Annotated in this window: 1 protein-coding gene and 1 pseudogene; both read right to left on the bottom strand. The window is 61.9% G+C overall.

The features are described 5' to 3' along the window. Positions 1 to 81: pseudogene (locus NKH03_RS34750) on the bottom strand (DNA-binding response regulator); the annotation flags it as partial. A 261-nt stretch (positions 82 to 342) separates the two neighbouring features. Further along, positions 343 to 1015, bottom strand: a 673-nt coding sequence (locus tag NKH03_RS34755; protein WP_352973348.1) for a UPF0149 family protein, incomplete at its 5' end; no start/stop codon positions are given.

The raw sequence follows: 1015 nt of genomic DNA on the forward strand, positions 1-1015 counted from the left end.
CTTCAGGGCATGCATCGTGAGATACTCGGCGATGAGGCGCCGCATTGCGGCATCATCGTCAATGACAAGAACATGTTTCAACGGCCACCTTCAATCTTGAATCCCCTTGTCTAAACCTGTTGCCGAGCAACCCTGGGGCACCGACCCAGAACAGCTGCCCCTTGATACCACTCGCCGTTGCGTGCGGCCAATGTGAGGCCGTGCTCGGGGTTCTGTCGCAAACTTTCGGAAGGTCGTTTGCTCGTAAGCGGTGCGCCGAGGCACCTTTCCTGAAACCGCTGGTGATGTGTCTTTGGCGGGTCGGTCGTTGGTCCGCGCGCCGGCGCCGATCACTCCGGGTCGTCATAACGGGTGACGTAGTGGAGTTCGCGTAGGGCGGGGATGACGAGGGCGATGTCTTTGTAGGCCTCGTGTTCGATGAAATGCGCGGTCTCGGGCCCCGGCCTGGGCTTGCCGAGGACGGGCCTCTCCTTTTTGTCGACGCAGTAGATCAGGATCGGCAGCAGCAGGCCGTGGTTGGGTTGTCGAGTCGAGTAGCCGTCTCCAGCTTTTGATGTTGAGATTCATGGCCGCGTAGAACCCCTGGCACCACGGCCGGGGGTCGATGCCGCCGCTGGGCTTGGTTGCGAATCGGGGCGCATAATCCCGTGGTCTGTCGAAGAGCGTCTCGTTGATCCGGTTGTGGATCTTGGCGACGCTGGCAAACACGGCGTGATCGGTTGCAGACCCTTTGGCCAGGACGTCGCGCCGCAACCCCATGAGCGGGCACATCCAGTCTTGCGGGTCCGGGTAGCGCGGCCCGGTGACCGCCGCCGTTACGAAGCCATCCAGCGCCGACATGGTCCGCACCAGCGGGCGGTTGGTCTTGGCAGCCATCCAGGCCTCGAGCGCCTCGTCCGACAGCGCCATGTCATCGAGCGCGCTCATGCCGCCAAGGAGAGCTGCATCTCTTCGCGGCGCACCCAATTCCATATGTGGACGGCTCCCACTTGCAAGTGTTTTTTGCGGATATTTT

Source organism: Mesorhizobium sp. M1406 (assembly GCF_040317555.1).
Lineage (GTDB): Bacteria > Pseudomonadota > Alphaproteobacteria > Rhizobiales > Rhizobiaceae > Mesorhizobium.